Consider the following 25,965-nt stretch of genomic DNA (forward strand, 5'->3'; position numbering starts at 1 on the left):
TTTTCCAAAATTCTCTGCATGTCAGCTTCCACTAAAAAATCAGCGAGACCCTACCGCCCGTCTTGTGGACGATAATCGGCCGTGGCTTCTTTCAGCACATCTTCGAGTGTCATCGCCACCCGCTTATATTTCCCATCAGAGAACATTTGCACTTGATCGTTATAATGCGGGGATGTTTCGTCGAGCGTGGCGCTGCCGTAATTGTGGATGCTATCGACAAGCGCGGTGCCGTCAGGCGCCCAATCCGCAACGATAATATGCGTGTCGCCCGCGAACGCGTTCATGACGCCATCGGTCGCGACGCCGTCACGATCTGCGTAAATAGCGCGCAAAACATCAGGTGCGCCATCAATGGGAACGCTGACGTCTCCGCGGATAATGCGATTAACCTCGCCCCATTCCGGATCAACGCGGCCGAATTTATCCATCAGATCATTTGCACTCTGGGCCAAAACTGTCATCGGGTCGTCGACTTCGCGTTCCATATATTCATAGCCCAAAACACGCGTGCCTGTGATAACGGCCAGCGCTGCGCCGCGACTGGTCCGCACGGTGTCGCCGTCCCAATTCCGCAAAACCTCCTGCGCAGATTTCACCAGCGGATCCTCACTCGGCGTCGCCACCAATTCCACGACGAGTTTCATCAGGTCGCTCTCGGGGGCGTATCGCGTATCGGCACGGTATCTCAGCAGCTCTTCGCGACTAATCGACTTGTCATTTCGAAAGAGTTCCAAGGCGCGGCGGGACCGATTGGTGACGCGGTCTTCTAGGCCGAATGTGTCCGAAAAATCAGCTTTGTCATTGTCGCAGTCTTCATCCGTCAAATCGAATGGCGTGGCATTGGCCGAAAATAACCAGCCACAATCAGGGTTCCAGATTTGTGGCATGTCCGACAGAGGACGGAACCCATCCCAGATAAGTTCCGAGCGATCGCCGGGCAGAATTTCTTGCCACTCTGGGCCTTCTATACGGTTTGGCATACGCGCATTATATACGCTGCCGATGTTCCCTTCTCTGTCGGCGTAAACAATGTTGAAGGACAAAACGCCCCGCGGCTCCAGCGCGGCCCGCCACTCTGCCATATTGGCGGCTTTGTTCATGGCAAACCATTGATCCAGTGCGCCAAGACCGCCCGGCTCCAATGTCCCCAACCCTGCAAATCGAATGGCGTAATACCCTGTTTCCGTTGGCAGGACCGGCCCATGTTCAGACCATAAGATATCGCGTTTGATAGGGAGCGAGAACGGCCCCCAAAGTTTCACGCGGAAATCCGATTTCGTCCGTTCAAAATCCACCCACGCGCCATCTAACTTATATTGCGTCGGTGCTTTGGGGTCATTGACCTCCAACGCGTAAATATCAATCAGATCGGGGCGGTTGACCGTGTGCGTCCAACCGAGATTTGGCGTCACGCCTTGGGACATGATCGGCGAGCCGGGGAATGTCGCACCCAGCGTATTTAGGCCCTCCTCGCTGACGAGATGGGCCTCGTACCACGCATAGGGTCCAGACATAGGTTGATGAGAATTCGCGATCAGTCGGGTATGACCATCGGCGCTGCGTGAGGGTGCAATCGCAAAGGCATTCGAACCGCGAACCGCATCAGGCAAATCCAAAGAGGACGTTTGGCCCCAAGGCGAGACATTCGGGCGGTCTTCCGCAGTAAACAGGTCCTCTAAATACCCATCCAGACGATAGAAAAAGGGTGTGGCCCAAACGAAGCCTGCCAGCACATCCTTTTCCGTGACAGGCAAAAGCCCCGGTAGAACCTCATCTGGATGCTCTGTCCCATACAAATTGATCGCGGCAGCATAGGCTTGCGCCACCGCTTTGACCTCTGGGCTGACTTGATCGTCATAATTTAACGCGACCACTTCGTCGACTTTGAACAAATCGAACAGGTAATCCTGCGGGGCAACATTTTTACCTTTATATTGCGCGCTCATCCCGCGTGCTGCGATAACCACGTCTTGGATGGTCGCCCAATCATCTTCGGCATGGGCATAGCCGAACCCAAAAGACGCATCCGCATCTGTCTGCCCGAAAATATGGGGGACGCCGAATTTGTCCCTGATAATACGCGCGTCGTAACTCGCGGCGACGGCTTGCGCTTTTGACGCACTATAGGCTGGCGATGCTGGCGTCCGCAGGTAAACCGCCGAGCCGATTAGGCCAACAGAGATGAGCGCCGCCGCCCCGTAGAGATATTTTTTCATGCAGTGACCATTCATGTGAGTTCGAATAAAAATCAAGAGCCGTTTGTCACCACCCCGCCCTGCGGGTATGAAGGCAAGACGCGACGCATCAGCCTAAAGGATTTCTCATGACCAATTCGACACTCTCTTCGGCGCAAGACTTGCTAGAACAAATTTTAGGCCCCGAAATTTTGGGCAAAGGTCAAGAGCTGATAAATAAGGCCAAATCGACCGACACCGCAGAATTGACCACCAAAGGCAAAGCGATGTTCAAACAGGCTGAAGATGCGCTGGCGGACAAACTCGGTGTCGATGATAGTGCAGACTCGCGAAAAAAATTACGCCTTGGAACAGCCGTCACCGCAGGCGCGCTCGCCCTCATTCTGCGCGATAGATCAAACCGTAAGCTCGCCGCGCTGGGCGGATTGGGGGGCTTAGGTTTCCTCGCTTATAAGGCGCAACAAGCGGGAAAAATGCCACAATCTTTCGATGAGGTTATGGCTCTGCTGAAAGGTAGAACGCCCGCCAACCACGCAGATATCTTACTGCAAGCAATGGTGGCCGCAGCAAAAGCCGATGGCGATATTTCTGATGACGAGTTGGCTATGCTCGACACCTTAGAAGGCGTTGAAGCCCAAGACGTCCGTGAAGTCCTATCGGCGCAGGCCGACCCGTCCGCCATTGCGGCTTTGGCGAAATCCGATCAAATGGCGTTAGAAATTTACGGCGTGTCCTGCCGAATTGCCAATGGCCTAAACCCCCGCGAGCGGGACTATTTGGACCGACTGGCCATGGAGCTCCGCCTCGACCCAGAGATGGCGGCGCGGATCGAAACTGATGTGAGGACTGGCTGATGTCCCTTCGCACAACTTTCAAAGCTCTCGTTTTCTCTTTAACGGCAGTTGTCCTGATGGCCTGCGCCGCACCAAACACGCCGACGGAGCATGAGAATCAGCCCCACCTGCCACCGCCAGGGTTTCCTGTTAGTGAAGCTCCTGCTGATGCCCGATATTGCGGCGTGCGCATGGTGGGCGGCGGCGCGGATGTATGCGAAACAGGTGAATTTTGTCGCCGGACGATTGGCGATATGTGCGGCGCGGCGGACGCGCCTGGCATCTGTACACCTATCCCAGAGATGTGCACGCGAGAATATCGCCCCGTATGCGGCTGTGACGGAAAAACCTATAGCAATGAATGTGTGGCCAATTCGAACGGTGTGAGCGCATCAACCGCTGGAGCTTGCGAGACATGAGACAGTTCACCAAATTCACGCTGGTCTCCCTATGTGTGTTGGCAATGAACGCTTGCGGTGCTGGTGAAGACACAAACTCCATAACAGAAAACACGGCGGGCCAATCCGTCATCCTCTCGCAATCTGAGGTGACCGGGAATGTTGGAGACTGGGGAACCTTTTTCCCCTACTTCACCGAGGACACACATGTCCTGAAACCTGTTCTTGTGGGTGTGGCTAAAATTGATGCAGGCCAAGAAGTTCACCCTGCTCACCGTCATGCCGATGAAGAATACCTGATGGTCACGAAAGGTCGCGGAACGTGGTATCTCAACGGCGTCGAAACAGAGGCCAAAGAAGGCGATATTCTGTTTGCACGGGCTTGGGATTATCATGGGGTGAGAGCGGCTGCAGATAGCCCATTAGAATTTGTCGTGTTTAAATATTCAGGCAAGTCTATACAGGCTCCATCTGATCCTGACCCCACCTTGCCGGAAGAATTAAAGCCATAAATGTTTCATCATTTTTTCAGTGAATTGCGCCGCGCGCGTGTCCCCGTCTCTATTCGCGAATATTTGACGCTACTTGAGGGGGTAGAAAAAAACGTTCCAGATGAGAGTCTGGACGGCTTTTACTACCTTTCGCGCACCGCATTGGTGAAAGATGAGCGCGATCTGGATAAATTTGATCAAGTCTTTAGCCATGTATTTCGCGGCGTCGATTATCTGGCTGATATCTTCGGCCAAGACGATGCTGATATTCCCGCCGACTGGCTCAAGAAAATGGCGGAACTTCACCTCACGCCCGAAGAAATGGCAGAGATTGAAGCCCTCGGCGATCTCGACAAAATTATGGAAGCGCTGAAAGAGCGCTTAGACAACCAAGACAAACGCCATGAAGGCGGCAATAAGAACATTGGCACGGCGGGCAGATCGCCCTTCGGCGCCTATGGCTACAACCCAGAAGGCGTGCGTATCGGCCAGAAAGAAGGCCGCCACGGTAAAGCGGTTAAAGTCTGGGATAAACGCGTTTTCAAAAACCTAGACGGCGACCGAGAGATCGGCACACGAAATATCAAAGTCGCCCTTCGTCGCCTCCGTAAATTTGCGCGCGATGGAGCCGCCGATGAATTAGACTTGGCGGGCACGATTAATGGCACCGCCAAGCAAGGCTGGCTCGATATAAAAATGCGTCCTGAACGCCGTAACGCTGTCAAAGTCATGGCCTTTTTCGATATTGGTGGATCGATGGACGGCCACATCAAACAGGTCGAAGAATTATTTTCCGCTGCCCGTTCCGAATTCAAACGCCTAGAATATTTCTATTTCCACAACTGTCTTTATGAGCAAGTTTGGAAAGACAATAAGCGCCGCATGAGCGAGGTCACGCCGACATGGGATATTTTCCATAAGTTCGGGTCTGACCACCGCGTTGTCATCGTCGGAGATGCCGCGATGAGCCCCTATGAAATCGCCATGCGTGGCGGGTCAGTCGAACATTGGAACGAAGAGCCCGGAGCTGTCTGGTTGAAACGCTTAACGGACATTTATCCGCACATTGTTTGGATCAATCCGACTGAAGAAAAATATTGGGCTTATTCGCAATCAACGAAAATGGTTCAGGATATTATCGGGGCAGATCGCATGTTCCCTATGACCCTCAGCGGGCTAGAGTCCGCCATGAAAGAACTTGCGCGCTAGCGCTTTCTAAACTCAGATTTACTTTGGAGAATACAATGAAACATGTCTTGATTTTAGGTGCTGCGGCACTTGCCCTCGCCGCTTGTGGCGCAGGCGAAACTGAAGCTGAAACAACAGAGGTTGCCCCCGCCGTGGTGGAAACGCCCGCTGTCGAGACACCTGCAACAATTGGCGCCGCATGGTTGGCCGATAATGCTAAAGAAGACGGCGTTGTCACGACAGATTCTGGTTTGCAGTATAAGGTGATCCAAGCCGGACTAGAAAATGGTGCTGCCGCCGCGCCTGGTCAGACAATTGCCGCGAATTACCACGGCTTTTTCCTTGATGAAGAAGTCTTCGATAGTTCTTACACGCGTGGGCAACCGCTGGTCGGCCCCTCAAACGGATTTATCAAAGGTTGGAATGAAGCGCTAGGCGAGATGAAAGTCTGTGAAGCGCGCACGCTCTATATTAATTCTGACCTCGCTTATGGTCCGCGTGGACGCGGGTCTATCCCGGGTGGCGCAACACTCCTATTCCACATGCAGCTATTGGCAGTCGACGGACCGAAAGATGGTGACCTAGAGATGGTTTGCCCAGAGGATAAAATTCTGTCGGGACCAGAAGACTACTAACCCTCTTTTCCTACAGTTTATTGAAATAGAAAAGCCGCCTCATGTGACATGAGACGGCTTTTTAGTCTGTAGATCGAAATCGCCTTAGGCAGAGATACGAAGCTCGTTTAGCGCATCTCCAATATCTTGAAACGCCTTGTTCAATTCGCTCGCATTGCTGGCGTCAAAGAATTTGGAATTGTCAGACGCGCAACGGCTGAGCATGTTTTTCGTTGTGCTGTCACTTACGTCATAAGCAATCGTGTAGATCGTGACCTTGTCGCGCTTAGCTTCTGAGCAAAGCTTATCGGTTTTTGCATTGGCGGCATTTATATCTTTCCCGTTGTGATACTCGCCATTCTTGGACCGTTGGTTTTCGCCATCTGTCATCACGATCATCACTTTCTCACGATCTGGGTTTACTTTGGTGCCTGCGGAAGACAGCGGTAGGCTCTCGTCCAATGTGCGCCATCCCCAAAGAATACCGGCTGGGATGTAAGTTTCTTGGCGCGCCTTAAGGCCTGAGACTGTGGCTTTGGCTGTCTTCATGCTTTTATTCAAAGGCTGTAGTTCCGTCGCGCAGCTAACGCTTAATAGACCAGGGATTTTCCGCCCATTAAATTCGACGCGTTCATCATATCCTGCTGTCCGCGATCCGACACACCCCTGCCATTTTCGCGTAGAGCACTTTTCATAAGGCGCGCTGTAAGTTTTGTCACATTTGTTATATGAACAGTCATAAGACACGCCGTCATTTGTGCAGGTTTTTTGGATGCGGCGACAGTTAGAGCTGGAGAGAACGTCTCTCTTCATCCAACAGACCTTCTCATCCGCTGGCACGTCCAGCCATGCCGCATTGCGGCGGCTTTTTCCGACATTGATGTACTCAGAGAACGGAACAACTGCGACCCGAAGATTTTTATTGTTAAGATCATCAAATGTGTCGAGCAACCCACCCGCGGCGGCCTTCAGGCTGCCAATCTTATTTTTATCGGACATGGAGAAAGTCGTATCTAGGACAAGGGCAACATCCATAGCTTTGTCCGCATAAGTGGCGGTTGATTGAACACCGACATTCATATCCTTGCGATTAAAGATGCCCGTAAAATAAGTATCGATATTATTTTTGGTTGTGACGGTGACGGCATCGCCTACCCGAACAACATCCTGCACTTCGATTCGAATACCGGCTTGGTCGGGGTAAGTAGCATCGTAAAGTGCCTGCGCCGCCTCTGTGAGCTTCACTTTTGTGTCCAAGGTTTTATCTTTGGCAGCCATTAAAGCCACAGCGTCTGTAGTGTCTTGCAACCGCTGTTTGGCGAAAAAGGCGTTGGAGCCATCAACAGCAATTGCCAAGCATCCAATGATGAAAAATGTACTAATCGCGAACATAACCGCGACATTGCCGCGTGTTTCAGTCCGGTATTGGTCAGCGATATGATTAAAGGTCCGTTTCATCATCCACATCCTTATTTAGTCACTTCGCCCGACTTGGGCCCGTTTTGGAACGGTGTGACTGCGTTATGGGAGTGATGTTGCATCCGCTCTGCCAGAAGGAGAAACTGTCCAACTGTGAAACACAAAGGTGGAAAACGTGGTTAAAAAGCTCTTAATTCTAAACAGAGTGTGACAAAAAATGGTTTAATTTCAGTCACTCTCGGAGGTTTGCAAAGGCCAAGCCAAATTCAACCGTGAGCTCATTTGACCTTAGCCGCCAGGCAAAATCTGTATCTCAACCGCTGATGCATTGATAAACACTTGTTCCGCCAAAGGTTTCAGGTCCTCAAGTGTCATATTTTGATACGTGTCTTCTCGCGAGCGAAAACGCTCAAGGCCTGAAGGGTCGGATTGGGCTTCGCGCAAGACGCTCATCCAAAGACTGTTATTTTCAAGACTTGTTTCAAGGTTTTCCAATATGGGTTTGATTGCGCGCTCGAAAACATCGGGATCAATATCTCCAGCCCGAAAACTCTCCGCAACTTCGCGAATTTCTTCTGCCATCAAATCAATCCGGTCCGGGCTGACCTCAATTTGCGCGCCGATAAAACCATATCCGGGGTAAAGACGAGAACTCGATTGCGACACACCGGGGGAATAGGTCGCCCCCTCGTCTTCGCGCAAAACTTCCGTCAACCGCAGCTCAAACAAATTGGATAGCATTTGCGCATGGCGAGATTGTAAAACATCGCTTCCGTCGGGCGCAGGCCAATAAATATATAGGCGCGCTGTTTCTGCATCGCCTGCGTGAGTCAATTTAATGGGACGCTTGGTCCCAGCGGGAAACTTGATTGCCGTTAACGCAGGATCAGGCACGTAACTTTGGGCCGGACGTTCTGGCAACGCGCCGAAAGTCTTGGCAACGGCGTCGACTAAAACATCTTCCTCGACGTCCCCGACGACAGTGAGTTCAATCGCGCCGTTGAGAACATTCTCGTCCATCCAGCTTTTAATCAAATCGAAATCTACATCCAAAAGATCAGCTTCATCTGGTAGGCCCCAGCGCTTGTCTCCTGAACGCAAGATCCGTCCAAGATCGCGGCTGGCAACGCCAGCAGGCGTGCTGTCCAGCGTCGGATACCAAGATCGAATATACTTGTCATATTGGGCTTGCGCCTCTGGGCGGTAGCCCGGGTCGGTGGCATAAGCCGCCATGAGCTTAAATTGCAGTTCAAGGTCGTCTGGCGTTGTCGAACCTGACAAGGTCATTGTTGTATCGCCTAGCCCGCGGCCAACGCCCACGGACCGTCCCGCCATCAATGTTCTGATGTCATCCACGGAATGCTGACCCAATCCAGAAAGAGAGAGCATGTTCGTCGCATAAGTCTCAAACCCAGGCGCATCGGCGATGGGTGCGCTCAACGTGCCGGCACCGAGCCTTGCGGACATGCGAATTACATTTTCTTCAAAATCAGAATTTTTGAAATTCAAACGCACATTATTGTCGAAGGTGATGAGCGTCGCGTCTAAATCGTCAATCCGCTCGCGTTTAGTGACGGTTCCTGCGGGCCCAAAGTCATTATAGGCGAAGGATAATTGCTTATCCTCTGCACGTGGTGAAACCTCGACAGCGGCGGATTTTCTATAAGCTGCCAAAAGCTTGGTCTCGCCCTCTTCCAAAATGTCAGAAGTTTGCAAATATAGCTGGGGCGCGGCGTCGAGACCGGCCCAGCCTTCGCGGAAGGCTTCGGTGACAGCGTCCAAGGTGATCTCATCTTTACTCGCCATGAAACGTTCCAGCGCCGTTTCAGGCGTAGTGACAACCGCTTCTCCGCCAAATGCGCCAATAATTTGACGCGCCAGCCGTGGCGTACGGCGTGTAGGCGAAGTTTGTACGGAGACTTTGAGAGAATTTTCGTCATTGGCGAGTTGTTCGTCCAATTCCGCTTGCGTGAAGCCGAACTCCAAAGCTTGACGAAGCGTTTGTTCACCTTGGGCCAGCGCCGCTTCCCAATTTTCGGGTTGCGCGTTGACTGTCAAAGACGACACCTCAGCCACGTCGAAGAAGTTGCTGCGCCCAACACCCGCCGAAATGAAGGCCGCACTTTCAGTACGCGCCAACTTACCCAACCGTCGATTGAGCATTCGATTTCCCATAGCTTCGATTCGGCCTGTTTTGCGGGTGGCAACCGTGTCGCGTTCCTCTTCAACCGCTTTCAACACCGCCAAATTGACAGAGGTTTGGATTTCTGGATCGGAATAAACACGCGCGCGTGGAGTGGTAATCGCAACAGAGTCGATTTCGACATTCATACCGGCCTCAAATTCTGCAGAAGCGGTCCAATCCCCAAAAAATTCTTCAATCTTCTGAACGGCAAAAGCGGGCTCTAAATCACCAACGAGTGTGATGAAGGTCTTTTCAGGACGGTAAAAGCGACGATAGAATTCCCTGAACTGCTCGGGTTGAATAGTGTCAATCGTGGCTTCAGTGCCTATCGGTAAGCGCGCAGGTAAAACTGTATGACCTGCGTAAAAATCCAGTTGATCCAGAAAGGCGCGAAACGCTGGATTGGAGCGCGCCCGACGTTCGGCTTGAATAACGCCACGTTCTTTCTCAATCGCATCAGGAGCCAGAAGCAAACGCTCCGCTGTTTCCCGCATGATCCCTAGCGTCTCATTGAGCATCTCTTCTGAGACGTCAGGGAGTTCCAACTGATAGGTTGTTTCGGTGAACCCAGTAGACGCATTCGTATCAGCACCAAAGGCCAAGCCAAAACGCTCCAGACGCTTTGTCATTTCACCTTCTGGGATATTCTCTGATCCGTTAAAGGCCATATGCTCAAGAAAATGTGCTAACCCGCGTGTCTCATCTGTTTCGTTCAAAGACCCGGTATCGACCCGCATCAAAAGAGACGCGGTTTTCGTTGGCGTCGCATTCTGACGGACAGCGTAGCGAAGCCCATTTGGCAATTCACCATAGGTAATTGCGGGATCAACCGGCAAATCGGACGCCATATGCGCAAAAGGCGCATCGAGGCTGGGATCTATTTCAGGCGACGCCGCCCTGCACCCGCCAAGGAAAACAAGAGCGACAACAGAGACTTGGGTCAAAAATGAGATACGCATGATAAATCCGGAAACAGGTCAATATTAGATTCGCTGAGCACTTCTCTGAAGGGGACCGCTTTTCAGAGCAAGAGCTGTTAAGCAGTCCAGTTTTCCACAACTTTACAGAGATTAGCATTTTGGAAATCACGGTGCTATTTGGCGCTTGCAAGATTTCCATTTCGAAGTATCACGCGCCCAATGCCAAGCACGACCACTACGTCCCTGAAAGTCAGCGCCCTTGATTCGTCTAATGCAGATGACGAGCATGGGATCATTGTATTTGACTTCGACGGAACCATTACAACTCGAGACACATTCGCACTTTTCCTTCGGTATTATGCGGGGCCTTTTGGATGGGCAGGCAATATTCTACGCCTCCTCCCCACCTTTGCTGCTTATAAGCTAGGCGGTATCGATCGCCACGCAGTCAAGAAAGCCGTGGTCAAACGCTTCTTTACGGGAAAATCGGCCAAAGATGTAGACAACCGCGCCGCAGACTTTGCGCGCGATGTTATACCGGGCCTGATCCGCCCAGCTGCACTGCAACATATCAACGCAAAATTAGCCGATAAAAATTATGGTCCAGAGTCATTATATATATGCAGCGCTTCGATCGGCCCATATCTCCGTTATTGGGCAGGTTCATGTGGCATTCAGGCAAATCACGTCATGGCCACAGAATTAGCCGTCAAAGACGACAGAATCACTGGCGAATTGGATGGTTATAATGTTTGGGGTGCAAACAAGGTTCGCCGCATTTTAGACCAATTTGCACCACACACTGTGAGCATACTTGAGGCTTATGGTGATACGAGAGGAGATCAGGAGATGTTACACGCCGCTAAGGCGTCTTTCTTCCGACCTTTTCGCGTAACACCATTTAGCCGTTGAATTACCTTCCTCAGAGTTTAAGAGGAAGTTAACGCCCTAGGTCCGCTTACGCGGTCGATTTGGGCTATTTTGAGATATCCGCATGTCGCGGATAACGAAACTGGAAGACTTTGGGGGTTTTCGTAATATGAAACGCACTCTTTTACTGGCCGCATCGGCCGCGGTTTTAGCCGCACCAACACTCGCTCAGGAGCTGCCACCGGGCAATCCGCTCCCAGGCGAATGCTTTGCTCGTGTTATCGTACCAGCACAGTATCAAACTTCGACTGAGCAGGTTGTTCTGCGCCAAGCCGGTGAAGAGATCAAAAAGATCCCTGCTCAGCTTGAAACAGTCACAGAACGCGTTCTTGTCCAAGAAGAGAGCTATGAGCTCTTCGTTGCTGGCGGCGGTTCTGTCGTTCCAGGCCGGGGCCGTGTAACTGTCACGATTGACGGAACACCCTACACAATCGATTCCTCCAGAACTGTTACGAATGCTGCGGGCGCGCGCATCGGTAACGTTGATGCCTCCGGTAATATTGTTGCTTCGAATGGCAGCGTATTGGCCGCAAATGCCGTTAACCCCCTCACACTCATCGGCACAGGGTCTTCACGTACACGTCTCGTCGTCGGCGGCACCACTTACTCGGTTGCCTCTAACGGGACTGTTTACAACGCCTCAGGCTCCAGCATTGGTTCACTTGACGGATCAGGCAACATCGTCGCATCTGGTGGCAACATTGTTTCACGCTCCGCTGTGAATGCTTATCAAGGTGGTAACACATCTGGCCGCGCATCCTTCCGCACAGTCTCCGAGACTGTTGTCGTTCAGGAAGCCAGCACAGAACTCGTTGCTATCCCGCCTGTATACGAAACAGTTTCCGAAACTGTCGTCGTTCAGCCAGAGTCGGTTGAATACGTCACGATCCCAGCTGTCTACGAAAACTACACAGAAACAGTCGTTGTTCAGGAAGCCAGCACAGAGCTCGTCACTGTCCCAGCTGTTTTTGAAACAGTTCAAGAAACAATCGTTGCTCAGGAATCTGCAACTCAGCTCGTCACAATTCCTGCAACTTATGAAACAGTTTCCGAGACAGTTGTCGTTCAGCCTGCGTCTGTTGAGTACACAGTCATCCCTGCGGAGTTTGAAACTGTAACTGAGCAAGTTGTTGCACAAGAAGCGGCAACAGAGCTCGTCACTGTACCAGCGACCTACGAAACAGTCACAGAGACTGTGGTTGTCCAAGAAGCTTCAACTCAGCTCGTCACTGTACCGCCCGTTTTTGAAACAGTCAGCGAAACAGTTGTCGCACAAGAAGCGTCTACTGAGCTTGTGACAATCCCAGCGGTCTTCGAAACCGTCACTGAAACAGTTGTCGTTCAGCCAGCTGGCGTCGAATATGTAACTGTTCCAGCCGTCTTCGAGACAGTTTCAGAAACAATCGTTGTTCAAGACGCCTCGACAGAGCTCGTCACAATCCCAGCGACATTTGAAACAGTCAGCGAAACAGTTGTTGTTCAGGAAGCGTCAACAGAGCTTGTCACAGTTCCAGCTGTGTTCGAAACTGTCACTGAAAGCGTCCTCGTCCAAGCAGCAAGCACGCAGTTGGTCACAATTCCAGCGACGTTCGAAAACGTTACTGAAACCGTTGTCGTTCAGCCAGCTGGTGTAGAGTATTCAGTTCTACCTGCTGAGTACGAAGACTATGCAGAAACGATCGTTGTTCAGGAAGCTAGCACTGAGCTGGTCACAATCCCTGCATCCTTCGAGACTGTCACTGAAACAGTCGTCGTTCAGCCAGCAACTGTTGAGTATCAAGTTGTCCCACCTGTTTATGAAACAGTGTCGGAAACAATGGTTGTTCAAGAGGCCTCTACAGAGCTTGTCTCTATTCCAGCGACATTCGAAACAGTCAGCGAAACAGTTGTTGTTCAGCCTGCTACGGTTGAATATGTAACTGTTCCAGCCGTTTATGAGACAGTCTCCGAGCCAGTTATCGTTCAAGAAGCTTCAACTGAACTCGTTACAATCCCAGCGACATTCGAAACGGTCACTGAAACAATCGTCGTTCAGCCTGCTGGCGTCGAATATGTGTCTGTCCCTGCTGAGTATGAAAACTACACGGAGACTTTGGTCGTTCAGGAAGCGTCAACCGAACTGGTTACGATCCCTGCGACATTCGAAACTGTCTCCGAGACTGTTGTTGTTCAGCCTGCAACAGTTGAATATGTCTCTGTCCCTGCGGTCTATGAGACCGTGTCAGAGGCCGTCGTTGTTCAAGAAGCCTCTTCCGAGATGGTTACTATTCCAGCGTCCTTCGAAACTGTGACTGAAACCGTCGTCGTCCAGCCTGCTGGCGTCGAATATGTAACGGTTCCAGCTGTCTTTGAGACTGTATCCGAAGCTGTTGTCGTTCAAGAAGCGTCAACTGAACTCGTCACAATCCCAGCGACATTCGAAACAGTGAACGAAACAATCGTCGTTCAGCCAGCGTCCGTCGAGTATGTCTCGGTCCCTGCTGTTTATGAGACAATTCAAGAGCCAGTCGTTGTTCAAGAAGCGTCCACGACACTCGTAACTGTCCCTGCGACTTATGAGACTGTGACTGAAACCGTCGTCGTTCAGCCTGCTACGGTTGAATATGCAGCTGTCCCAGCCAAGTACGAAACCTACAACGAAACGATCGTTGTTCAGGAAGCGTCCACAGAGCTCGTCTCTGTCCCAGCTGTCTATGAAACAGTCACTGAAACCGTTGTCGTCCAGCCTGCTGGCGTCGAATATGTAACGGTTCCAGCTGTCTTTGAGACTGTGTCCGAAGCCATCGTCGTTCAAGAAGCGTCGACTGAACTCGTTACAATCCCAGCGACATTCGAAACTGTGACTGAAACTGTTGTCGTTCAGCCAGCATCCGTCGAGTACGTCTCTGTCCCAGCTGTCTATGAGACAGTGTCAGAGCCAGTTGTCGTTCAAGAAGCATCGACCGAACTCGTCACAATCCCAGCGACATTCGAAACTGTAACTGAGACTATCGTCGTTCAGCCTGCTGGCGTCGAATATGTGTCCGTTCCAGCTGTTTTTGAAACCGTCTCTGAGACTATCGTTGTCCAGGAAGCGTCCACAACACTCGTAACTGTCCCGCCTGTCTTTGAGACAGTGACAGAAACAGTTGTCGTTCAACCGGCGTCCGTCACATATGAAACAGTCCCGGCTGTCTTCGAAACTGTGTCCGAAGCCATCGTCGTTCAAGAAGCATCGACTGAACTCGTCACAATCCCAGCGACATTCGAAACTGTCACTGAGACCGTTGTCGTTCAGCCAGCGTCCGTCACTTACGCGTCTGTCCCAGCTGTCTATGAGACAGTTTCAGAAGCGATTGTTGTTCAAGAAGCATCAACTGAACTCGTTGTTGTTCCAGCAACCTTCCGTGACGTCACTGAAACAGTGGTTGTTCAAGATGCCAGCACAGAGCTCGTCTCTATTCCGGCAACTTACGAGAACGTGACTGAAACAGTCGTCGTTCAGGAAGCCACAACAGAGCTCGTCACTGTGCCCGCTACGTTTGAAACAGTGACTGAAACAGTCGTCGTTCAGCCTGAAACAGTCGAATATGTCTCTGTTCCAGCGCAATATGAGACTTTCTCTGAAACCGTTGTTGTTCAGGAAGCCAGCACAGAGCTCGTTTCTATCCCAGCGACTTATGAGAACGTGACTGAAACAGTCGTGGTTCAGGAAGCTGCAACAGAACTTGTCGTCATCCCAGCAACTTATGAGACCGTGTCTCAAACTGTTGTTGTTAAGGAAGCGACAGCCGAGCTGATCACGGTCCCAGCGACATTCAAAAATGTTACTGAAACTGTTGTCGTGCAGCCTGCATCTGTCACTTATGAGACTGTCCCTGCTGTATACGAAACATACAATGAGACACTCGTTGTTCAGGAAGCGTCGACTGAACTCGTCGTCACGCCTGCAACATATCGCGATGTCACAGAAACAATTGTTGTTCAGGAAGCCAGCACAGAGCTCGTCTCTATTCCGGCCGAATACGAGACTGTTACAGAAACAGTCGTCGTTCAGCCTGAAACTGTTGAGTATGTGTCCGTTCCAGCGCAGTTCCGCACTGAGAACCAGCAATATGTCCAACAGGAAGCGGCTAACACGCTGACAATCATCCCAGCTGTCTATGAGACAGTGACGGAAACGATTGTGACGCAAGAAGCCTCCACACGTATTGAGGTCGTTCCAGCGACATACAAAACCGTCACTGAGACGATTGTTGTCACCCCAGAGCGCACCGAAATCGACGTGATCCCGGCGAAATACGAAACACGTTCAGAGCGCGTTTTGATTGAACCAGCTCGCGAAGAGTGGAAGCCAGGCTCACAAGCCATCAACTCCGGCGTTTTCTCTGGCGGACGTGTGAACACTGCAACACGCGGTCAATTCACTGTCTTTAACGGCGTATCTAACCAGGTCGTCGAATCCACAGAGACTATCGTGAACCAGACGGGTGAAATCCTTTGCCGCGTCTTGATCCCTGCGAAATACAAAACAATCACAAAACAGGTTGTTGTCTCCCCGGCTCGTGCCGTTGAGCGTCGTATTCCAGCTGTCACACGTACAATCAGCAAACGTGTTGTTGATCGCGAAGCGTCGACACGCGAAGTTGCTGTTCCAGCCGTCACAGACACATTGACACGTCGCGTTGTTAAGACACCAGCTCGCGTCGTTGACGCATCTGGCGCTTCCTTCGCTGGCGGAACACGTATCCGTGGCTTCGTTGATGCAAACCGCGACGGTCGTGATGACCGTGATGGTTTGGGTGAACGCGATGCGCTGAACGCGGATCGTACAGCCGGTGGTGAGCGTCTTGTCGGCGCAAGCAACTCCGGCGGTCAGTTCGGTCAGAAGATGGGCTCCGTTTCAACACGTGTTGTTGCAGAAGCAGCAAAAGTTGTTGAGCGCCGCGTCCCAGCTGTAACGAAAACACTCAGCAAGCGCGTTGTGAAAACTCCAGCCCGCACAGTTGAGCGTACTGTCCCAGCCGTGACGTCCACAGTGACACGCCGTGTTGTTGACCGCCCAGCCGCTACGGTTGAGCGCTCGATCCCAGCCGTCACAAAAACGGAAACACGTCGTCGCATCAAGACGCCGGCTCGCACAGTTGAACGCGCTATCCCAGCCGTCACAAAAACTGTGTCCCGTCGTGTTGTTGACCGTCCAGCGTCCACACAGGAACGTATGATCCCAGCCGTGACTAAGGTTGAGACACGCCGCGTCGTTAAGACACCGGCCCGCACGCAAGAGCGGACAATCCCTGCGAAAACATCGACTGTCACACGTCGCGTCGTGAAGACGCCTGCGTCGACACAAGAGCGGACAATCCCAGCTGTGACTAAAGTTGAGACCCGTCGTCGTGTGAAGACACCGGCAGCAACTGTTGAGCGTCGCGTTCCAGCGGTCACGAAGCAGGTTTCTCGTCGTGTTGTGAAAACACCAGCCTCCACGGTTGAGCGTGCGGTTCCAGCGGTTACGAAAACCCGGACACGTCGCGTCGTTAAGACACCAGCGTCGACACAAGAGCGGACAATCCCAGCCGTAACACAAACTGTTACGCGCCGCGTTGTTGACCGCCCTGCGTCTACTCAGGAACGTGTCATCCCAGCTGTCACGAAGATGGAAACACGCCGCGTCGTTAAGACACCGGCTGCGACTGTCGAACGTTCAGTTCCAGCTGTGACCAAGCAAGTGTCCCGTCGTGTTGTTAAGACACCAGCACGGACACAAGAGCGCTCAATCCCAGCTGTTACGAAGATGGAAACACGCCGCGTCGTTAAGACACCAGCGCGTACTGTCGAGCGTAGTATCCCAGCTGTAACCAAGCAGGTCACACGTCGTGTGGTGAAAACGCCAGCCTCTGTTGCTGAACGTACGATCCCAGCTGTGACCAAGCAGGAAACACGTCGCGTCGTTAAGACACCGGCTCGCACAATCGAACGTGCAACACCGGCTGTAACGAAGCAGGTTTCCCGTCGTGTTGTTAAGACACCAGCGCGGACACAAGAGCGTTCAATCCCAGCTGTCACAAAGATGGAAACACGCCGCGTCGTTAAGACACCAGCGGCAACCATTGAACGTGCAATCCCAGCTGTGACCAAGCAAGTGTCCCGTCGTGTCGTTAAGACACCGGCACGGACACAAGAGCGTTCAATCCCAGCTGTCACAAAGATGGAAACACGCCGCGTCGTTAAGACACCAGCGTCAACCATCGAACGTGCAACACCGGCTGTGACCAAGCAGGTCTCCCGTCGTGTCGTGAAAACGCCAGCCAGCACAATCCAACGTGCCGTCCCAGCTATCACGAAGACAGAAGCTCGCCGTCGTGTCGCCACGCCAGCAGCCACTGTTGAGCGTCGTGTCCCAGCTGTGACCAAGCAAATCAGCCGCCGCGTCGTGAAAACGCCAGCGTCGACTGTTGAGCGTGTTGTTCCAGCCGTCACCAAGATGGAAGCGCGTCGTGTCATCAAGACACCAGCGTCAACTATCGAACGTGCAATCCCAGCTGTGACCAAGCAAGTGTCCCGTCGTGTTGTTAAGACACCGGCACGGACACAAGAGCGTTCAATCCCAGCTGTTACAAAGATGGAAACACGCCGCGTCGTTAAGACACCAGCGTCAACTATCGAACGTGCAACACCAGCTGTGACCAAGCAGGTCTCCCGTCGTGTCGTGAAAACGCCAGCGCGGACAACTGAACGTGCCATCCCAGCTGTCACAAAGATGGAAACACGCCGTGTCGTTAAGACACCAGCGTCAACTATCGAGCGGACAGTACCGGCGGTCACAAAAGTTGTTTCTCGTCGTGTTGTTAAGACACCGGCCTCTACACAAGAGCGTCGCGTCCCAGCCATCACGAAGACGGAAACACGTCGTCGCATCAAGACACCGGCGCGCACAGTCGAACGTGCAACACCGGCCGTTACGAAGCAGGTCTCCCGTCGTGTCGTGAAAACGCCAGCGCGGACAACTGAACGTGCCATCCCAGCTGTCACAAAGATGGAAACACGCCGCGTCGTTAAGACACCAGCGTCAACTATCGAACGGACTGTACCAGCGGTCACGAAGCAGGTATCTCGCCGCGTCGTGAAAACACCAGCGTCTACGCAAGAGCGGACGATCCCAGCGGTCACGAAAGTGGAAACACGTCGTGTCGTTAAGACGCCAGCTCGCACTGTAGAGCGCACTGTCCCAGCTGTGACGAAACAAGTCTCTCGTCGTGTTGTTAAGACACCGGCCTCTACACAAGAGCGTCGTGTCCCAGCGATCACGAAGACGGAAACACGTCGTCGCATCAAGACACCGGCTCGCACAGTCGAACGTGCAACACCGGCCGTTACGAAGGCTGTCACACGCCGCGTCGTCAAGACACCGGCAAGCGTCACAGAGCGTACGGTTCCAGCCATCAGCAAGCCTGTCACACGCCGCGTCGTGAAGACACCGGCCCGCGTGACTGAGCGTCGTATCCCTGCGGTCACGAAGGTGGAAACACGTCGCGTCGTCAAGACACCGGCCAGCACGCAAGAGCGTACGATCCCGGCTGTTACGAAGACGGAAACACGTCGTGTGGTCAAAACACCAGCGTCCACAATCGAACGCGCTATCCCAGCGGTCACCAAGCAAGTCTCCCGCCGTGTTGTTAAGACACCAGCGCGTGTGACTGAGCGGTCGATCCCAGCGGTAACGCGTCAGGTTGAACGCCGTGTGATGCGTACGCCAGCGTCAACTCAGGAACGTACGATCCCAGCTGTAACCAAGCAGGTCAGCCGTCAGGTCGTCAAAACACCTGCACGCACTGTTGAGCGGACTATTCCGGCAACAATGCAGGCTGTTACGCGCCGCGTCGTCAAGACACCGGCTCGTACGGTTGAACGCACAATCCCAGCTGTGACCAAGCAAGTTACTCGCCGCGTCGTCAAGACACCGGCTCAAGTAACAGAGCGGACGATCCCAGCTGTGACGAAACAGGTCGCGCGTCGTGTCATGAAGACACCAGCGTCAACTGTTGAGCGTACGATCCCAGCCGTGACAAAGACGGAAACTCGCCGTCGCATCAAGACACCGGCATCGACGCAAGAGCGTCGTATCCCGGCTGTTACGAAGCAGGTCACACGTCGTGTTGTTAAGACACCAGCGCGGACGACAGAGCGCACGATCCCAGCGGTCACCAAGCAGATCACACGTCGTGTGGTTGATGGTGCCCCACGTATCGAGCGCCGCGTCATCCCTGCCCGTTATGACACAGTCCAAGTTCAGCGCGTGGTTCAGCCCGCACGGACAGAAACTGTTGTTATCCCGGCGCAGTTCGGAACGATCGAACGTCGTACACAAACAAGCCCGGAAAAAGCCGAATGGCGCCAGGTTCTTTGTGAAGCCAACGCAAGCCCAACTGTCATTCGCGCCATCCAGCGCGCTCTACAGACAGAAGGCTTCTACTCTGGCGCACTTGACGGACAGCTAGGTCGCGCGACCTACGCCGCAGTCGAGCGCTTCCAAGAGGCTCGTGGACTGTCCACGGGTGGCCTGACGCTCCGTACGGTCGACGCTTTGGGTGTTAACTGGCGCTCAATGGTCTCTGGCAACCAGCTTAGCTCGGGTGGCTTCACTTCAGGTGGCGTCGCAACGGGTACAACTGGTGGCTTCACTACAGGCACCACAGTCACAACAACGACTGGCGGTGCAAGCGGTGGCGCAGCAGGGTACACAATCGGCTCCGATAACTCGGTCCGCAACGCAAGCGGCGTCATGATTGGCACACTTCGTGCGAATGGCGACGTTGTGAACAGTGCAGGTCAAGTCATCCTTCGCGGTCTATCCGCAACGGGCGGCGCGGTGACAACGGGCTCTATGTCCGGTGGCTCTATGACAACTGGCGGCTTGAACACACGTTCAAACGTTGGACGCTCCGGCGGCACGGTCCTTAACAATGGTACAGCCACGACAACAACGTCGGGCGCCATGTCTGCGGGTGACTTCACAGTCCGCGCTGACGGTACGGTTGTGAACACATCCGGTGCTGTTATCGGTCGCGTCAATGCGAACGGCGAAATCATCGCCAATGGCCAAGTCATTGGTCGGGTTCGCCCACGTAACTAGGCTTTCTTCTAACGCTTCGGCGTTAGATTAAGACTTTCAGACCTCGCTGGCGTTCACCGTCAGCGGGGTTTTTTGGTGCCAGTATCTTGCTTTTGATCCTGTCGTAGACCTATCGATTTGGTTTTGGATGCCCTCCCTGTCTTCTGACAAGTTTGGCCCAAGCGGATTGACAGGCCGACACGAGGGCTTATAAGGGCGTCGAATTGGCCGCCGTGGGATTCGCCCAGCGCGGCTTTTATGTATTTTGATGGTAGGGTTCGTCCCACCAAGACTTATAGGACAAGACCATGTTCGCAGTCATCCAGACCGGTGGTAAGCAGTACAAAGTCGCTAAAGACGACATCATCATCGTCGAGAAACTCGACGGCGAAACGGGCGGAAACGTCACTTTCGGTGATGTTCTCATGCACGGCGCAGAGGGCGACGTAAAAGTCGGTGCTCCGCTCGTCAAAGGCGCAAGCGTAACAGGCGAAGTCCTGGAACAACGCAAAGGCGATAAAGTTATCGTTTTCAAGAAGAAGCGTCGTCAAAACTATCGTCGTAAGCAAGGCCACCGTCAGTTTGAGACAGTGGTCCGCATCACAGGCATTAAGGGCTAAGGCTCAAACCTTCAATTTTGGGGTCTCGCCCCTCTACTAATTTCAGGAGTGCGTCATGGCACATAAAAAAGCTGGTGGTTCATCCAATAACGGTCGCGATAGTGCTGGCCGTCGCCTCGGCGTAAAAAAAGCGGGTGGCCAAGCTGTCATTCCAGGTAACATCATTATTCGCCAACGCGGTACGAAGTACTATCCTGGTGCCAATGTTGGCATGGGTAAAGATCACACACTCTTCGCATTGACCGAAGGTCGCGTATCTTTCCAACGCAAACGCAACGAGCGCATGTATGTTTCTGTCGACCTCCCAGAGGCCGCTGAATAGAGACCTGAGCTTTTTCGGGTCAACCGCCACAAGGCGACCCGTATCGAAATAGCAGGGAGATCGGGTCCGCCCGGTCTCCCTTTTTTATTGCCTCGAAACGGGGCCCTGCTGACGATCAAGGAGATTGTCATGCGTGATCAAATCGAAACTGAACGGCTCGTCCTACGCCAATTAGAGGACCGTGATGCTGTGCCATTCTCAAAATATGGCTCGGATTTTGATATTGCGCGTATGACAGGCAGCTTCCCGCACCCCTTTCCCCTGCTCTCTGCCGAATTCAAAGTGCTTCATCTTCGCGCGCTGAAGCGGCGCGGTTTAGCGCACCCCTATGCCATCACCCTCCCCGAGGACGACACCTTCATCGGCGTGGCGGATCTGTTCAAGCGGGATAAGGACAGTTTGTGGGAGATCGGATATTGGGTAGCTCGCCCCTTCTGGGGAATGGGCTATGTCACGGAAGCTTGCAAAGCCCTTCTGTCTGAAGCTGACGCAAGTTTGGGGAAACAAGACCGCGTTGCTGGCGTTTTCAAAGATAACCCTGGCAGCATTCACGTTTTGAAAAAACTAGGATTCGAAGTCCATGGCGGTCCAGACACGCATTTTTCAATGGCCCGTTTATGCAAAGCCGACGGAATAAATTTCGTTTTGAGAGCCGATTCGTGATCTGTTGCGCGACACTCTCAAATCTGACGCAGGCGGCGCTAGCCAAGGCGCACCACGCGGCGTAAGGACAGCTCATGAAATTTCTAGACCAAGCGAAAATCTATGTGAGCTCAGGCGCGGGCGGTGGCGGAAGCGTCTCCTTCCGTCGGGAGAAGAACATTGCATTTGGTGGCCCCAATGGCGGTGATGGCGGACGTGGCGGTAATATCTACCTTGAGGCTACGCGCAGTCTCAACACATTGATCGACTATCGCTACCAACAGCATTTCAAAGCTAAAACAGGCATGCACGGCATGGGATTGGATCGTCACGGCGCCGCTGGCGACGATATCACCTTAAAGGTGCCTGTTGGGACACAAGTTATTGACGCCGAAACTGATGAAGTGCTCGCCGACATGACGGAAGATGGCGAACGCGTTCTTGTCGCCCAAGGCGGAAATGGCGGTTGGGGCAATGCACGTTTCAAAAGTGCCACAAACCAAGCGCCGCGCAAGGCAAACCCTGGCGAAGACGGCGAGGAACGTTGGCTTTGGCTCCGCCTAAAACTCATTGCTGATGCAGGTTTAATCGGGTTGCCAAACGCCGGAAAATCTACATTCCTTTCAACCGTCACCGCGGCGAAACCAAAAACTGCAGATTATCCGTTTACCACGCTTCACCCCCATCTTGGGGTGGTGAGTATGAGTATTGCTGATCGTTTCATCATTGCCGACCTACCGGGTCTGATTGAAGGCGCGGCCGAAGGAGCTGGGCTAGGTCATCGTTTCTTGGGTCATGCCGAACGTTGTGCGGCCATCCTACATCTCGTGCCGGGCACCTCTGAAGACCCTGTCTCCGAATATCTGACAATCCGTAAGGAGCTTGAGGATTACCACGAGAGCTTTGAGGATAAGCCCGAAATCGTTGCTATTTCAAAATGTGACGCCCTGACCCCTGAGCGTATTGAAGAGCTTCAAGACGCGCTAGAATCGGTTTGTGGTCAAAGACCCTTCCCGATCAGTTCCGTGGCGCAGCAAGGCTTAAAACCTGTACTGTCTGCCCTCTATCAACACGTAGAGCGTCGTCGTGCGGGTGAAGAAGCCGAGCGAGAAGAAAAAAGGCGTCAGGAAAAAATTGCGGTCGGTGCAATTGAAGACGTCAAAGGTTGGTCGCCCTAAACTATGTTTGATGACGCCAAAACAATCGTCATCAAAATCGGCTCGGCGATCCTCGTCGACGGCCAAACCCATGCATTGCGTGCTGGTTGGCTCGACGCCTTGGCGCATGATTTAGCTGGTTTCACGGATAAGCGCATTGTCTTGGTCAGTTCTGGCGCCATTGCGCTCGGCCGCGAAAGATTAGGCTTATCGAATCCGTCCCTTTCGCTTGCGCAGAAACAAGCCTGCGCTGCGGCCGGACAATCTAGCTTGACGCGTGCCTATGAAGACGCGCTCGAAAAGAGAGGCATTGTCACGGCGCAAGCGCTGCTGACCCTCAATGATACTGAAAACAGACGCCGGTGGTTGAACGCCCGGTCTACATTGGAAACGCTTCTTGGATTGGGCGCGATACCTATTATCAACGAGAATGATACAGTCGCCACGGACGAAATTCGCTATGGTGATAACGACCGTCTGGCCGCAAGGACGGCTCAAATGATCGGCGCGGATCTTCTGATCCTCTTATCCGATATTGACGGCCTCTACACTGCCGACCCGCGAACAAACTCATCGGCTCAACACATTCCAGTCGTCCCAAGGGTGACTGACGATATCCTCGCCATGGGCGGGGGATCTAACCTCGGAGCGGGCGTTGGCACGGGCGGCATGGCGACCAAACTGGCAGCCGCCCAAATCGCGACCAATGCGGGTTGTGACATGATTATATGCGACGGCCGAGAGTCAGGGGCAATTGCGGCGCTTTGCAATGGTGCAAAACACACGCGCTTTGAAGCGACAAGCAATCCACGCAAAGCGCGCGCCCAATGGATTGGGGGCGCCTTGAAACCGCGTGGCGTTCTAACTATTGATTCTGGCGCGTTGAAAGCTCTGAAAGGCGGTAGCAGTCTTCTCCCGGCTGGTGTCATCTCCATAAGCGGTAAGTTTGGCAAAGGCGATGCGGTCTCTATTAAAGTCAACGGAGCAGAAATTGCGCGCGGTCTCGTCTCTTATGACGGTCATGAAGCCGACCAAATCAAAGGTCTCCAATCTGGCGCAATTGCAGATGTGCTTGGTTATGATAATGGCGCAGCACTGATCCACCGCGATAATCTGGTAATGCTATGACGACCCTTGAAACTGATATGAATGCGCTCGGACATGCAGCCAAAGCCGCATCGGCCACCTTACGCTTGGCCAGCGGTGAAAAACGCAACGCAGCTCTGCGCGCTATGGCGAAGCAAATCAGACAAAGCGAAGCTACCATACTCGAGGCAAATGCGACCGACATGACCGCTGCTGCCGACAAAGGCCTCTCAGCCGCAATGTTAGATCGCCTAAAATTGGACTCCGCACGGGTTGCGGGTATCGCCGACGGACTTGATGCCATTGCTGCTCTACCCGATCCAGTTGGAGCGGTCGAACGCGAATGGACACAACCGAATGGCCTAAATTTTTCACAAGTGCGCGTCCCCATCGGCGTGATCGGGATGATCTATGAAAGCCGTCCAAACGTGACGGCTGATGCCGGTGGACTTTGCGTGAAATCAGGGAACGCTTGTGTGTTGCGCGGCGGCTCCGAGAGCCTACGATCCAATCAAGCTATTCATGCAGCTCTGCAAGCAGGGCTCAAAGAGGCAGGTCTCCCAGACGCTTCAATCTCCCTTGTCAAAACGACAGACCGCGCCGCGGTCGGCGACATGTTACGCGGATTGGACGGCACTATTGATATTATCATTCCGCGGGGCGGGAAAGGCCTTGTCGCCCGTGTGCAGGAGGATGCTCGCGTGCCTGTTTTGGCGCATTTGGAAGGTTTAAATCACAGCTATGTTCACGCTGACGCTGACTTAAGCAAAGCGGTCCAAGTTATTGAAAATGCGAAACTTCGGCGAACAGGTGTTTGCGGCTCAACGGAAACAATTTTAATTGACGACGCTATCGCAGAAAAATTTCTGCCAGCACTTGAAGCCCAAATTGGCTCTCGCTGTGAATTGCGTGGGGATGGGCGAGCGCGTCTCGTGTTAACCAAAATTTCGGCCGCAACCGAAACCGATTTCGCCACCGAACATCTCGCGCCGATCTTGAATGTTGCCATCGTCGACGGCATGCAAAGCGCTCTCGCGCATATTGAAAAATATGGTAGCGGACATACCGATGCGATCCTGACGGAGAACGAGAATGCGGCGAAAATTTTCCTCGACAGCGTCGACAGCGCGATCGTCTTGCACAATGCCTCTACGCAATATGCAGATGGCGGCGAATTTGGTTTCGGGGCGGAGATCGGAATTGCGACAGGCCGCCTACACGCGCGCGGACCAGTCGGGGCTCAACATCTGACGACCTATAAATACCAAGTGCGCGGCACTGGACATATCCGACCTTGAAGACAGCCAACCGCAGATCAATCGGATTATTTGGCGGGTCATTCAATCCGGCCCATGGCGGTCACCTTCACGTCGCTAGAGCTGGCTTGCGCCAGCTCCAATTGGACGAAATATGGTGGTTGGTCAGCCCGCAAAACCCCCTCAAACCATCGCAGCCCTCATGGGAATCACGCGCGCAAACTATTCGTAACCTTCCCCTCCCACCGAAAATGCGCGTCTCTGACATAGAGCTGCGTTATCAAACGCAATACACAGCCGATTTACTGATCCGCCTAACCCAGCGACATCAGAATATGGATTTTGTGTTTATGATGGGGGCGGATAATCTTCTTCAGTTACCCAAATGGAAAAACTGGCAGAAGATCGTCGAAACGGTTCCGATCGCGGTGATCGCAAGGCCAGGCTCCCCAATTAGGGCGCGTTTGGGCCAAGCCGCCCGCCAGTACAGCGACCATCGCATAGGTGAAAGTCATGCGCATACGCTGAAAACTCGCCCCGCACCGGCTTGGTCATATCTCACCCTGCCCCTTGATCCGCAAAGTTCATCTGCCATTCGCGCAAAACGGTCTGGTTAGA

At 53.1% G+C, this 25,965-nt stretch carries 17 protein-coding genes; 14 read left to right on the forward strand and 3 right to left on the reverse strand.

Going from position 1 to position 25,965, the window contains the following annotated elements; translation table 11 throughout:
• Positions 1-50: 50 nt before the first annotated feature.
• Positions 51-2,216, reverse strand: a complete 2,166-nt coding sequence (locus IE073_RS04490; protein ID WP_189581814.1) for a penicillin acylase family protein — start codon at positions 2,214-2,216, stop codon at positions 51-53.
• A gap of 107 nt (positions 2,217-2,323) precedes the next feature.
• On the opposite strand from IE073_RS04490, the gene IE073_RS04495 reads away from it, so the two are divergent.
• Genes IE073_RS04495 through IE073_RS04515 form a run of 5 tightly spaced genes read left to right on the forward strand, consistent with a single transcriptional unit; the run spans position 2,324 to position 5,740 of the window.
• Complete coding sequence (locus IE073_RS04495; RefSeq protein WP_189581817.1) at positions 2,324-3,049, forward strand: DUF533 domain-containing protein; 726 nt, start codon at positions 2,324-2,326, stop codon at positions 3,047-3,049.
• Complete coding sequence (locus IE073_RS04500) at positions 3,049-3,447, forward strand: Kazal-type serine protease inhibitor family protein (protein ID WP_233349815.1); 399 nt, start codon at positions 3,049-3,051, stop codon at positions 3,445-3,447. Before IE073_RS04495 ends, IE073_RS04500 begins: the two co-directional genes overlap by 1 nt.
• Entirely contained in the window at positions 3,444-3,938 is a 495-nt protein-coding gene (locus IE073_RS04505) for a cupin domain-containing protein (protein WP_189581820.1), read from the forward strand. Before IE073_RS04500 ends, IE073_RS04505 begins: the two co-directional genes overlap by 4 nt.
• The gene (locus IE073_RS04510) at positions 3,939-5,126 is read left to right on the forward strand and encodes a vWA domain-containing protein (RefSeq protein ID WP_189581823.1); all 1,188 of its coding nucleotides are present in this window, start codon (positions 3,939-3,941) and stop codon (positions 5,124-5,126) included.
• Between the two features lie 35 nt (positions 5,127-5,161).
• On the forward strand, positions 5,162-5,740 hold the full coding sequence (locus IE073_RS04515) for an FKBP-type peptidyl-prolyl cis-trans isomerase (RefSeq protein ID WP_189581826.1): 579 nt from the start codon (positions 5,162-5,164) through the stop codon (positions 5,738-5,740).
• An 84-nt stretch (positions 5,741-5,824) separates the two neighbouring features.
• On the opposite strand, the gene IE073_RS04520 is transcribed toward IE073_RS04515, so the two are convergent.
• Together IE073_RS04520 and IE073_RS04525 are read right to left on the reverse strand one after the other, a co-directional pair.
• A complete protein-coding gene (locus IE073_RS04520; protein WP_189581829.1) occupies positions 5,825-7,180 on the reverse strand; it encodes a TadE/TadG family type IV pilus assembly protein in 1,356 nt (451 codons plus the stop codon).
• A gap of 246 nt (positions 7,181-7,426) precedes the next feature.
• A complete protein-coding gene (locus IE073_RS04525; RefSeq protein WP_189581832.1) occupies positions 7,427-10,282 on the reverse strand; it encodes a M16 family metallopeptidase in 2,856 nt (951 codons plus the stop codon).
• 180 nt (positions 10,283-10,462) lie between these two features.
• Here IE073_RS04525 and IE073_RS04530 point away from each other — a divergent pair, with 180 nt between their 5' ends.
• From IE073_RS04530 to IE073_RS04570, 9 genes are all read left to right on the forward strand, one after another.
• On the forward strand, positions 10,463-11,155 hold the full coding sequence (locus IE073_RS04530) for an HAD-IB family phosphatase (RefSeq protein WP_189581835.1): 693 nt from the start codon (positions 10,463-10,465) through the stop codon (positions 11,153-11,155).
• Positions 11,156-11,282: 127 nt separating this feature from the next.
• Positions 11,283-20,285, forward strand: a complete 9,003-nt coding sequence (locus IE073_RS04535) for a peptidoglycan-binding protein (protein WP_189581838.1) — start codon at positions 11,283-11,285, stop codon at positions 20,283-20,285.
• A gap of 287 nt (positions 20,286-20,572) precedes the next feature.
• On the forward strand, positions 20,573-20,884 hold the full coding sequence (gene rplU / locus IE073_RS04540; protein WP_189581841.1) for a 50S ribosomal protein L21: 312 nt from the start codon (positions 20,573-20,575) through the stop codon (positions 20,882-20,884).
• Positions 20,885-20,939: 55 nt separating this feature from the next.
• Positions 20,940-21,206 (forward strand): 50S ribosomal protein L27, encoded by a 267-nt coding sequence (gene rpmA / locus IE073_RS04545; RefSeq protein WP_189581844.1) that lies wholly within the window; start codon positions 20,940-20,942, stop codon positions 21,204-21,206.
• A 129-nt stretch (positions 21,207-21,335) separates the two neighbouring features.
• Positions 21,336-21,869, forward strand: a complete 534-nt coding sequence (locus IE073_RS04550; RefSeq protein ID WP_189581846.1) for a GNAT family N-acetyltransferase — start codon at positions 21,336-21,338, stop codon at positions 21,867-21,869.
• Between the two features lie 74 nt (positions 21,870-21,943).
• Entirely contained in the window at positions 21,944-23,026 is a 1,083-nt protein-coding gene (gene obgE / locus IE073_RS04555; protein WP_189581849.1) for a GTPase ObgE, read from the forward strand.
• Positions 23,027-23,029: 3 nt separating this feature from the next.
• Complete coding sequence (gene proB, locus IE073_RS04560; protein ID WP_189581852.1) at positions 23,030-24,133, forward strand: glutamate 5-kinase; 1,104 nt, start codon at positions 23,030-23,032, stop codon at positions 24,131-24,133.
• Positions 24,130-25,389, forward strand: coding sequence for a glutamate-5-semialdehyde dehydrogenase (locus IE073_RS04565; RefSeq protein ID WP_233349816.1), 1,260 nt, complete (start codon positions 24,130-24,132; stop codon positions 25,387-25,389). The genes proB and IE073_RS04565 overlap by 4 nt, the downstream gene beginning before the upstream one ends.
• Complete coding sequence (locus IE073_RS04570; protein WP_189581855.1) at positions 25,386-25,964, forward strand: nicotinate-nucleotide adenylyltransferase; 579 nt, start codon at positions 25,386-25,388, stop codon at positions 25,962-25,964. The genes IE073_RS04565 and IE073_RS04570 overlap by 4 nt, the downstream gene beginning before the upstream one ends.
• Position 25,965 lies beyond the last annotated feature (1 nt).

This window comes from Litorimonas cladophorae (assembly GCF_014652455.1).
Taxonomy (GTDB): Bacteria; Pseudomonadota; Alphaproteobacteria; order Caulobacterales; family Maricaulaceae; genus Litorimonas; species Litorimonas cladophorae.

Excerpts from the sequence above, each read along its gene's own strand:
- IE073_RS04490 (WP_189581814.1), bottom strand. The coding sequence starts at position 2,216 with ATGAAAAAATATCTCTACGGGGCGGCGGCGCTCATCTCTGTTGGCCTA.
- IE073_RS04495 (WP_189581817.1), top strand. The coding sequence starts at position 2,324 with ATGACCAATTCGACACTCTCTTCGGCGCAAGACTTGCTAGAACAAATT.
- IE073_RS04500 (WP_233349815.1), top strand. The coding sequence starts at position 3,049 with ATGTCCCTTCGCACAACTTTCAAAGCTCTCGTTTTCTCTTTAACGGCA.
- IE073_RS04505 (WP_189581820.1), top strand. The coding sequence starts at position 3,444 with ATGAGACAGTTCACCAAATTCACGCTGGTCTCCCTATGTGTGTTGGCA.
- IE073_RS04510 (WP_189581823.1), top strand. The coding sequence starts at position 3,939 with ATGTTTCATCATTTTTTCAGTGAATTGCGCCGCGCGCGTGTCCCCGTC.
- IE073_RS04515 (WP_189581826.1), top strand. The coding sequence starts at position 5,162 with ATGAAACATGTCTTGATTTTAGGTGCTGCGGCACTTGCCCTCGCCGCT.
- IE073_RS04520 (WP_189581829.1), bottom strand. The coding sequence starts at position 7,180 with ATGATGAAACGGACCTTTAATCATATCGCTGACCAATACCGGACTGAA.
- IE073_RS04525 (WP_189581832.1), bottom strand. The coding sequence starts at position 10,282 with ATGCGTATCTCATTTTTGACCCAAGTCTCTGTTGTCGCTCTTGTTTTC.
- IE073_RS04530 (WP_189581835.1), top strand. The coding sequence starts at position 10,463 with ATGCCAAGCACGACCACTACGTCCCTGAAAGTCAGCGCCCTTGATTCG.
- IE073_RS04535 (WP_189581838.1), top strand. The coding sequence starts at position 11,283 with ATGAAACGCACTCTTTTACTGGCCGCATCGGCCGCGGTTTTAGCCGCA.
- rplU (WP_189581841.1), top strand. The coding sequence starts at position 20,573 with ATGTTCGCAGTCATCCAGACCGGTGGTAAGCAGTACAAAGTCGCTAAA.
- rpmA (WP_189581844.1), top strand. The coding sequence starts at position 20,940 with ATGGCACATAAAAAAGCTGGTGGTTCATCCAATAACGGTCGCGATAGT.
- IE073_RS04550 (WP_189581846.1), top strand. The coding sequence starts at position 21,336 with ATGCGTGATCAAATCGAAACTGAACGGCTCGTCCTACGCCAATTAGAG.
- obgE (WP_189581849.1), top strand. The coding sequence starts at position 21,944 with ATGAAATTTCTAGACCAAGCGAAAATCTATGTGAGCTCAGGCGCGGGC.
- proB (WP_189581852.1), top strand. The coding sequence starts at position 23,030 with ATGTTTGATGACGCCAAAACAATCGTCATCAAAATCGGCTCGGCGATC.
- IE073_RS04565 (WP_233349816.1), top strand. The coding sequence starts at position 24,130 with ATGACGACCCTTGAAACTGATATGAATGCGCTCGGACATGCAGCCAAA.